Raw genomic sequence first — 7,016 nt, forward strand, 5'->3', positions numbered from 1 at the left:
GCCCAATAGTTGGCGCAAAATAGCCGGTATGGTTGCCATTCTCTTTGCAATGTTCAACACAACCGCCCACACTGGCGGAATCCCGGTCATCGATGGGGCCAACGTACAGCAAACCACGGTTGCCGCGATAGAAAATGTGGCACAGACTTTGAAGCAGATACAGCAGTATCAGACACAGCTACAGCAATACGAAAACATGATTCGTAATACCCTGGCGCCACCGGTATACGTCTGGGCGCAAGCGCAATACACGATGAACAAGCTCATGCATATGACCGATACCATCCGTTACTACGGTCAGCGCTATGGCGGCCTGGACGGTTATCTGCAGCGCTTCCGCAACGTGAATTACTACCGCAGTTCACCGTGTTTCAATCTCGAGGGCAACTGCACCGAATCGGCCTGGGGCCTATTGAAACAGGGACAGGATGCCAGCACCGATACACAAAAGAGCGCCAACGATGCCGTGCTGCGCGGTCTCGATCATCATTCACAACAGATTCCGCTCGATGCCGCGCAATTGCAAATCCTGCAGCAACGCACCCAAACCGCTGAAGGACAAATGGAAGCGCTGCAGTATGCCAATCAACTCGCAGCCCACCAAGCGAACCAATTGCTGCAAATCCGGCACTTGCTTATCGCACAACACAATGCCATCAATGCGCAAAACCAGGCCAGAATAGATCGGGAAGCCATGTGGCAGGCTGCGCGTGAAACGACAACCAAGCGGTTAAGTCCACAAACCCTCCCGCCCGGGAGAAATTGGTCGGTCAGGGATGCATTCTGAATTATTAACGAAAGGAGAGAAAATGATGAAACTGATCAGCATATTACTAATGATATTAGTGACGATTTCAGTTTTAACTTTAACCGGATGTAAACCGACTGACGGTAAGCTTGAATTGAAAGAGCCAAAAAAAGAATTGAGTGAAATACCTGAAAGAAAGGGATGGTTTGATACACCGATATCCCAACAACCTGAAGACGAATCAGCAGAATAACTTTTTGCTTGAAATTTGTGAGAGCCGTGCAATGCAACGAATACACCCAACCCTTCTAACCTTGATTCTTCTAGCATTTTTTACTACGAATGCTTATGCAGAGCTGTCCTACATAGATCCAGGAACAAATCAAAGTGTCCTCGACCAGGTTGTTTCCAAATTCCAGGGAAAAGTTAAATCCTGGCAGAGTGTTATTCAAAATGCAGCTGAGCGCTTATTCTGGACATTAGTATTGATATCCATGGTATGGACATTCGGCATGATGTTGCTGCGCAGAGCTGATATTGGTGAGTTTTTTGCTGAATTTACACGGTTTATCATTTTTACGGGCTTTTTCTTCTGGCTGCTCACTAATGCTGTTTCCGGACAAAATATTGCCGGAACAATTATTGATTCTATGCAGCAATTAGGGGGAACAGCTGCGGGTCTACCAAGCGGCGCCAGTCATGCCAGTATAGTAGATACTGGTGTTTTGATCTGGAATCAGGCTACAAATAATATGAACATTCTTGATCCTATAGACAGTCTCATCGGTCTTATTCTGTCATTGGCCATTCTGGTTATTCTGGCCGTAATAGCAGTAAACATGCTGCTGCTATTAATCGCATCCTGGGTACTGTTATACGCCGGAATTTTTCTATTAGGCTTCGGCGGCGCCAGATGGACGACAGATATTGCCATCAACTACTTTAAAACCGTTCTCGGCGTTGGTCTTCAGCTGTTTGTAATGCTACTCATTGTAGGCATCGGAAGTGATTTGTTATCCAGTTTTTATTCCAAAATGGGTAAAAACGTACTGAATTATGAAGAACTTGCCGTCATGCTGATTTTTACCATAGCCTTATGGGTACTCATTTCCAAACTGCCTCCTTTGATTTCTGGAATTGTTACCGGCAGCAGTATCGGATCTGCAGCTGGAATCGGTGGTTACAGCGCAGGTGGTTTGGTAGCCGCGGCCGGAACGACAGCGACCATCGCCGCTTATGGCGTATCGACATTGCGCAGAAACAGTCCCATCAAGGGTATAGAACCATTGATGAATGCGGTTAAATCTGGCCAGAATACAGAGAAAAACGGTAATTACATTTCCAGAGGAGATAAGTAGATGAAAAAGTATCTCGTAAGCTTTATAGTGATACTGTTCTTAAGTACACCGGCCCAGGCCAAGGACTCTTGCAGCACCGTGCTTTGCATGGCCGGAATGATGCAAGGCTCCGGTGTGGTTTCTGGTTGTAAAGGTTTTGTTCAGGATTACTTCGATATCATTTTGTTCAATAGTCATGGCGGCATCAGTTTGAACAAGACATTTAAAGCTCGCGGCCAATTTTTAGGCCAATGCACTTCGGCAGGAAACTGGCCAGATGTGATTAACAACAAGTACGGCAGACAATTGGGATTTTAATATGTACTTAAAGTGATGCAATTTAATTGATTCAATGAGCATGCGTAAAATCGTTACCTACTAACAGCAATCAACCAGCTTGTCATTGAAAAGGATAAGAATATGGAACAACTCGATCGTATCACCCAACAACCTGAGATAATGGGCGGTAAAGCCTGTATCCGGGGAATGCGTGTCACAGTTGGCATGATCGTGGGACAAATTGGTGCTGGCCGCAGCGTCGATGAAATTCTAGCCGACTATCCATACCTTGAGCGTGAAGACATTATGCAGGCGCTGCGTTACGCCGCATGGCGTGCGGAGGAACGTGAAGTCATTTTAGCTTCTTCATGAAACTGCTCATCGACATGAATTTGTCACCGCGTTGGGTCGATGTGCTGGCTAACGCAGGCTTTGAGGCAGCTCACTGGTCTGCACTTGGCGCATACAATGCATTTGGACAGTGAAATCATGGCTTACGCCAAAGCAAATGACTATATCGTTCTGACACACGATCTGGATTTCAGCACTATCCTGGCCGCCACACAGGGTGAAAAACCCAGTGTAGTACAAATCCGTGCAGATGATGTCAATCCTGACGCTATCGGTAAACAGGTGATTGCAGCTTTACAGCAAATGTCTATAGATTTGGCTGATGGAGCATTGCTAACGGTTGATACCAGCCGCACCAGAGTGCGGCTGCTTCCACTCCGGCCCAAGCCATTATAAGAAGATGACGCTACCGGCAATTATCCATAGCAACCTGTAAATTTACTCATGATAGATTTGCCGCTAGACATACAGGAACGAGCAGTATGTTCCATTATCGCTGCAGTCAAGTACGAGATTCCCGTTAATATTTTGCTGGCCATCGCGGAAAAAGAAGGTGGCAAGCCTGGTCAATGGGTACAAAATAAAAACGGCACACACGATGTTGGCGCTATGCAGTTCAATACAGCGTATCTTCGGGATTTATCAAAATACGATATTACAGCTGATCATGTTGCACAGGCTGGATGTTATGCCTACGACTTGGCCGCATGGCGCGTGCGCCAGCATATCAAAAATGACAAAGGTGATATTTGGACAAAAGCGGCAAATTATCATTCAAGAACGCCAGAATATAATGAAACATATCGTACCGATTTAATTGAGAAAGCCATCAAATGGGCAGACTGGCTGGAAATTCATCTTCACCAAATCACAAGAAAACCCCAAAAACAAAGTGATTGATTAGCAAAAAACAACGTTCTATACAGGCCAATACTTGTTTGTTCGTAATGAGGTTTTGCTTGCCTGTCATAACCCGCAGGCAAATTATAATGCACGACATTGACGACATCGGCACCTGACAATTCATAGCGATCTGCTTAAGATCAACATCAGCAGCCATATGCACTGCCACGGGTAATGCTTTTTGCCAGAGATGCAGTAGCTGAGAAACATATTAGTGATATTGTATCAACAACGAATTTAAGGAGAAAAACTACCACCGATTGCACAGGCAATCATGACATGATGGCGAGACTGGTCAGTCCGTGAGTAGCTAAACCTGACCTAGCCCAAGTGCAAAGAGTACGTAAATATGATAAGGCGCTACCCAGCTCGTCCTTCAGTGATCTGTCACCAGCGGGTGCTGCCGGATCGTGCCTCGCCATTGCCACGCGAGCCGTCCCGGACAAAATCGACATAGGTATGTTCTGCGTCGGTTAGCCAGTGCTCTTGAAAATCGTCGAGAAAGGACGGCCACTCCGGCTCCAGGTAATAGGCATCAAAATAGCGCAAGGGAAAGGAAAAACCGTGGTCGATACCAACCAAAGTCTACACATCTTCAGATAAGCGTTCTGCTAGCCACTCGACCAACCACGACGGGTCCAGTATTTGCGCAGGCTGGGCGGCGGCATCTCTACAGGAAGTGACTTGCGGTTAGCTTGATAAACCTGAAGCCCCTTCAGGCTTGAATCGGGCGTCTCTGCCCCGGAGTAGTCTATGCTGATGTAACGGCTGAAAGATGGATTCGCCATAAGTAGTCGGCCCTGCAAAATGCCTGAGATCCTCATGAATTCTTCGTTTCAGGCAAAATATTTACCTCCTAAACTCTCAAGAATTTATAATAACAGCATCTAAACCTGAGGGAAATCAAAGGTATTTAAGATGGCTATAGACGACTTTTTTCGAGCCCGTCTCGATCAAATGATTGACTTGGGACATCCTTTGGCTGTGCTGGCGGAACGAATACCCTGGTCTCAGATCGAAGCAGCTCTGGCACCTGCATTTGAGCGCAAGAATCGTCAAGGCCAGGTAGTGGAGATCAACGATCTTTTTGGCACAACGCAGGTGATTGTAGGAACGGGTGTCATCAGTGCTGCTGGTCGTCTGCGTCTACCGATCCGGCTGATGTCCTCCCTGCTGTATCTCAAGCACGCGTTCAATCTTAGTGATGAGGAACTTGTTGTTCGCTGGTCCGAGAACGTAGTATGGCAATACTTCAGTGGGCAAGCGTACTACACGCCAAAGCTACCCTGTGATGCCACGCAGATTGGCCGTTTTCGTACTGCGATAGGTGAAGCTGATGTGGAAGCACTGCTGAAAGCGACGATTGACACTGCGGTCCAGAGCAAGGCGATGACGCCAAAGGAATTCGAGCGGATTATCGTCGATACGACCGTCCAGGAGAAGGCCATCTCCCATCCGGTCGACAGCCGTCTGCTGGAGATCGCCCGCGGCAAGGTAGCCCAAGCCGTCAAGCGGGTGGGGATCACTTTGAAACAGACTTTTGCTAAGGAAGGCAAGGCATTGCGTCGCAAAGCCGGAGGCTACGCTCATGCCAGGCAATTCAGACGACTGCGGCGCGCTGTCAAACGGCAGCGCACGATACTCGGCATCGTGCTGCGTGAGATCAGGCGCAAGCTAACAACAGCGACGACGGAATGCGCTGCATCACTTAATCGCTTGAACACGCTGCTCGAACGGGTCGAGCAAATCCACAAGCAACAGCCTAAGGACAAAAACAAGCTCTACGCCCTGCACGCACCGGAAGTCGAATGCATCGGCAAGGGGAAAGCGCGTAAGCCCTATGAGTTTGGCGTCAAGGCCAGCATCACCGTTACCCACAAGCAGGGGTTGATCGTGGGCGCTAAAACTTTTCCCGGCAATACTTACGATGGCCACATTCTCCACGAACACTTGGAACAAACCAGCATCTTACTGGAAAGTTCAAGCGCAAAGCCGAAGCAGGTGGTAGTGGACCTCGGGTTCCGTGAAGCGCATGTTGATAATCCGAACGTGGAAATCATCCATCGCGGCAAATACAAGTCACTAACGAGGCAGCAACGAAAATGGCTTAAGCGGCGACAAGCCGTGGAGCCAGCAATCGGACACCTGAAATCAGATCACCGGATGGATCGCTGCTGGTTACAGGGTAAACTGGGCGATGCGCTCCATGCAGCACTGTGTGCGACGGGCTACAACCTACGCTGACTGCTGCGGGCAATGGTTCGCCTGGCCCATCTTTAACATCACATTTTAAAATACTTTAACAATCATGATATTACGAAGCAAAAATGATCGTAAGGCACTACATTTGATTTTTTCTGTTACATCAAGCTTACACGTATGTTTTGATTACTCCTCCTGGTAACGGGTCTAAGTTTAGCGCACGGTAGATAGCGGCCAGTTCCGGTTCCGGACGCTTGGCCTTGCGCACATGCAATGTGCGGCCATCGGCACACTGGAAAGAGGCAGTCACGCGCTGTTGTACGGATTAGGTATCACGCTAACTGCGCCAGCGCGCCTTGATACACTGTGTAATAGCGCTCCCCGGTGGCATTACTGCGGGTTTGAGTACGTCGGATAAACACAGGTGCGACGTTACTACAAAGCAGACGATAAAACAAGATATCATAATAATATTATGGCACTACATTACGTATTCGGGCACATCACAAAATGCAAATCTTTGTATATCAGTTAGTTAGAAATATACAAAACAGAGAAAAGAGGGGAATTTTGCTGGAAGAGGTTAAAGATGGGCTGGGGCTGAAGGCAGCTTTTTTGCGTATTTTATTGCTTCGGCTGACCAGCGGCTATAAGGGGTAAATTTACAACCGCTGATATGAATACTCCGCATCCTAAATCTGTATTAGCAGCCGAGTGAATTTTGCAGGGCCGACTAAGTAATCTTTTAGAGGTCTATTTTATCGGTTGCTTGGTTTTATGAAAAATTCAGCATACCTCAACAATACGGCAAGGAGAAGCCGACAAAGCAAGTTTTGATTTAGAATTGGAATTAGCAATTGGATTTAGTTTTGTAACCTATATCGTATTTTCATTTTGCTTCGCGCCGCATCGAAATTTCTTTTACAAACACATAGACTGCGGGATAAATGATCAAGGTCAGCACGGTAGCTGAGACCATTCCTCCAACCATTGGTGCAGCAATGCGTCGCGTCACTTCAGAGCCAGTGCCTGTGCTCAGCATGACGGGCAACAAACCCAGGATGCTGCCCGCGATGGTCATCATCACCGCGCGTATCCGGGTTACTGCGCCTTGTGCCACAGCGGTATACAGATCGTTCACCGTGACTTTTTCACCCGCTGCATGACGTTTTGCCACAATAGCTTTGAATGCCTGG

The 7,016-nt window shown here is 47.6% G+C and carries 11 protein-coding genes and 1 pseudogene; 9 read left to right on the forward strand and 3 right to left on the reverse strand.

Annotated elements, in window-relative coordinates:
* From trbJ to C8R30_RS15165, 8 genes are all read left to right on the forward strand, one after another.
* Window positions 1–787 (forward strand): P-type conjugative transfer protein TrbJ (gene trbJ, locus C8R30_RS15135; RefSeq protein WP_338065863.1); only part of this gene is annotated, 787 nt, incomplete at its 5' end.
* 22 nt (window positions 788–809) lie between these two features.
* Complete coding sequence (locus tag C8R30_RS15140; protein WP_258192074.1) at window positions 810–1,001, forward strand: hypothetical protein; 192 nt, start codon at window positions 810–812, stop codon at window positions 999–1,001.
* 4 nt (window positions 1,002–1,005) lie between these two features.
* On the forward strand, window positions 1,006–2,106 hold the full coding sequence (trbL, locus tag C8R30_RS15145; protein WP_258192075.1) for a P-type conjugative transfer protein TrbL: 1,101 nt from the start codon (window positions 1,006–1,008) through the stop codon (window positions 2,104–2,106).
* Window positions 2,107–2,403 (forward strand): TrbM/KikA/MpfK family conjugal transfer protein, encoded by a 297-nt coding sequence (locus C8R30_RS15150; protein WP_107790501.1) that lies wholly within the window; start codon window positions 2,107–2,109, stop codon window positions 2,401–2,403.
* 102 nt (window positions 2,404–2,505) lie between these two features.
* Entirely contained in the window at window positions 2,506–2,736 is a 231-nt protein-coding gene (locus C8R30_RS15155; protein ID WP_107790502.1) for a DUF433 domain-containing protein, read from the forward strand.
* Window positions 2,733–2,849: a DUF5615 family PIN-like protein gene (locus C8R30_RS16305; protein WP_219908900.1), complete on the forward strand. Its 117-nt coding sequence runs from the start codon at window positions 2,733–2,735 to the stop codon at window positions 2,847–2,849. Before C8R30_RS15155 ends, C8R30_RS16305 begins: the two co-directional genes overlap by 4 nt.
* Window positions 2,833–3,111: a DUF5615 family PIN-like protein gene (locus C8R30_RS15160; RefSeq protein WP_219908901.1), complete on the forward strand. Its 279-nt coding sequence runs from the start codon at window positions 2,833–2,835 to the stop codon at window positions 3,109–3,111. The genes C8R30_RS16305 and C8R30_RS15160 overlap by 17 nt, the downstream gene beginning before the upstream one ends.
* 48 nt (window positions 3,112–3,159) lie before the next feature.
* Window positions 3,160–3,615, forward strand: a complete 456-nt coding sequence (locus tag C8R30_RS15165) for a transglycosylase SLT domain-containing protein (RefSeq protein WP_107790503.1) — start codon at window positions 3,160–3,162, stop codon at window positions 3,613–3,615.
* 390 nt (window positions 3,616–4,005) lie between these two features.
* Here the strand turns inward: C8R30_RS15165 and C8R30_RS16310 are convergent, their stop codons facing one another.
* Complete coding sequence (locus tag C8R30_RS16310) at window positions 4,006–4,200, reverse strand: hypothetical protein (protein WP_219908902.1); 195 nt, start codon at window positions 4,198–4,200, stop codon at window positions 4,006–4,008.
* 336 nt (window positions 4,201–4,536) lie between these two features.
* On the opposite strand from C8R30_RS16310, the pseudogene C8R30_RS15175 reads away from it, so the two are divergent.
* A pseudogene (locus C8R30_RS15175) lies at window positions 4,537–5,859 on the forward strand (IS5 family transposase); the annotation flags it as partial.
* A gap of 130 nt (window positions 5,860–5,989) precedes the next feature.
* On the opposite strand, the gene C8R30_RS16035 reads toward C8R30_RS15175, so the two are convergent.
* A complete protein-coding gene (locus C8R30_RS16035; RefSeq protein ID WP_181258764.1) occupies window positions 5,990–6,130 on the reverse strand; it encodes a hypothetical protein in 141 nt (46 codons plus the stop codon).
* A 579-nt stretch (window positions 6,131–6,709) separates the two neighbouring features.
* A partial coding sequence (locus C8R30_RS15180) for an efflux RND transporter permease subunit (RefSeq protein ID WP_146162707.1) occupies window positions 6,710–7,016 on the reverse strand: 307 nt, incomplete at its 5' end.

The organism is Nitrosomonas nitrosa (assembly GCF_003051105.1).
Classification (GTDB): Bacteria; Pseudomonadota; Gammaproteobacteria; order Burkholderiales; family Nitrosomonadaceae; genus Nitrosomonas; species Nitrosomonas nitrosa.

Coding starts and splice junctions, on each gene's coding strand:
- C8R30_RS15140 (WP_258192074.1), top strand. CDS start 810: ATGATGAAACTGATCAGCATATTACTAATGATATTAGTGACGATTTCA.
- C8R30_RS15155 (WP_107790502.1), top strand. CDS start 2,506: ATGGAACAACTCGATCGTATCACCCAACAACCTGAGATAATGGGCGGT.
- C8R30_RS15165 (WP_107790503.1), top strand. CDS start 3,160: ATGATAGATTTGCCGCTAGACATACAGGAACGAGCAGTATGTTCCATT.
- C8R30_RS15160 (WP_219908901.1), top strand. CDS start 2,833: ATGCATTTGGACAGTGAAATCATGGCTTACGCCAAAGCAAATGACTAT.
- C8R30_RS15150 (WP_107790501.1), top strand. CDS start 2,107: ATGAAAAAGTATCTCGTAAGCTTTATAGTGATACTGTTCTTAAGTACA.
- C8R30_RS16305 (WP_219908900.1), top strand. CDS start 2,733: ATGAAACTGCTCATCGACATGAATTTGTCACCGCGTTGGGTCGATGTG.